The sequence below is a fragment of the Neisseria sp. P0022.S010 genome (assembly GCF_051956635.1).
The window spans coordinates 1-2,139 of the sequence record NZ_JBQCXF010000493.1 but is presented as its reverse complement, the minus strand read 5'-3'; the positions used below and the strand labels follow the sequence as shown (position 1 = coordinate 2,139).

The window sequence follows — 2,139 nt, the reverse complement described above, 5'->3', positions numbered from 1 at the left end:
TTCTGAAGTACAAGTCGCTCTGTTGACTTTCCGCATCAACGACCTGACTCCTCACTTCAAAGCCAACCCTAAAGACCACCACAGCCGTCGCGGCCTGTTGAAAATGGTTAGCCAACGTCGTCGCCTGTTGTCTTACCTGCGTCGTACTCAGCCTGATACTTACCGTACACTGATTACCCGCCTGGGTCTGCGTAAATAATTTATGCTTAAATCAACACCGCCTTCGGGCGGTGTTTTTTATTGACATACCGATGCCGTCTGAAACACAGGCCCACGCTCTGTGTTATACTTCCACACGCTTAAGCAGCAAGGCTTAAACTTCCAATTACTCCTAAAAGCTCCCATCAAAGCGAGAATCTGAATTGTCTGTTCATTCCATGTTGCACTCAGGAAAATTTTGGCTGAAAACCCTGGTTTTCAGCATTGCCGTGCTTTTATGCCTCGCGGCGGTATTGAGTGCCTTAATGTTCCGCATATTCAACACAGAAAACATCGACGCATTTATACAAAAAAACTTTTCCGCCCATGGCTGCCAAATCAAATACAACGCCACTATCGGCAGAAAATGGCTGCCGCGCCCCACGCTAATTTTAAAAGACCTCAGCCTTTCCTCTTCCGAACCTGATACGCCGACGCTGAACATCGCCGAGTCCAAAATGGGCTTTGGTTGGAGCAGCCTATGGTCGGATGCGCCCATACTTGAGAAATGGATTCTTTTAAACCCGACACTGACACTGGACTCAAAACACCATCTGCCCACCTGCCTGCAACAAGACCCATCGTCAAAAGAAAGCTTCCAGCTCAACCGCATTATCATCAATAGCGGCAGCATCCGCTATCACAATAAAGAGCAAGATATTGCCTTAAACGATCTGCAATTTTCCCTGCGCAGAGCCGATTCAGACGGCCGTCCATTCGATATCAGCGGCACACTGCAAAACATCGGCAACCCCATCAGTTGGCAAGGCGTCGGCCATCTTGTACAAGATGATGTCGGCTGGAGCGTCCCCGCCCTCAAATTAAACCTGCAAACCGTATTATTCAAAAATAAGCTGGATGCCCAAATCGCAGGCAGCCTTAATTGGCAAAACCAAACCGCCCTTTTCCGCGACTTCAATCTGCAAGCCGAAAGCGGCTACCAAAACTTGCATATCAACGCACGCTCTCCCCTCTTGCAATTCAAAAACGGCTATTTGCACCTCAACACACTCAACGGCGCATTGACTGCCGGCAGTGAAAACAACCAATGGGATGGTTCATTCAAACTGGACAAAACCAACCTCTATCCAACCGTTTTGACCGCCGCTAATTTTGAACTCAAAGGCAGCCATAAAAACGACCGCCTCCAAACCAACTTTACCTTTTCCAGTCCATTGGTTTGGCAAAAAGGCAAAGGCATTGATGCGCCCAAACTGCACCTCAGCACCCTGCAAGACACCATCAACCGCCTTCCCCGCCCCAGATTCATCAGTACACTCGAAGGACAGGCCAATTTCAGCCTCAATACATGGGAAGGCCGTCTGAAAGGCGCATTTGACAGACAAGCCCTTGCCTTAGCCTTTAAATACCAACGCGATGCCCAACCGCGTCCGCACCTTGACGCCGGTATTGCCTTACAAAAACTCAATCTGACCCCTTACTTGGAAGATCTGAAAACCCAGCCATCACTAAACCTTCCTTCCCTGCTGGCCAAATCCTGGTTGCCCGACATTGAGGCCAACCTCCAAATCGGCAGCATTCAAACCGCCGGCCTGCAATTAGAAAACGTCGAATCCCTGCTCACCGCCGATAAAGAACATATCGCCCTGCACCGTTTCAAAGCCGGGCTTTATGGCGGCAAAACTGAGGGAGGCCTGAGTATTGCGGCGACCCAACCTGCTTCCTACCACCTTCAGCAAAACGCAAAAGGCATACAAATTCAGCCGCTGTTGCAAGACCTGTTCGGTTTCCACAGCTTTAGCGGCAGCGGCGATGCCGTTATCGACATTAAAACCACCGGCAACGACCGTGCCCAAATGATACAAGCCCTAAACGGCAGCCTGCTCCTCGATATTACCAACGGCGCATGGCACGGCATCGATATGGACAGCATTCTGAAAAACGGCATCTCTTCGGAAAAAATCGACAACAGCAACCTCA

At 49.9% G+C, this 2,139-nt stretch carries 2 protein-coding genes; both read left to right on the top strand.

Features of this window, described 5'->3' with window-relative positions; translation table 11 throughout:
- On the top strand, positions 1 to 199 hold a 199-nt coding region (rpsO, locus tag ACTHUT_RS18535; protein ID WP_440419007.1), incomplete at its 5' end, for a 30S ribosomal protein S15.
- Positions 200 to 428: 229 nt separating this feature from the next.
- On the top strand, positions 429 to 2,139 hold a 1,711-nt coding region (locus tag ACTHUT_RS18530), incomplete at its 3' end, for an AsmA family protein (protein ID WP_440419355.1).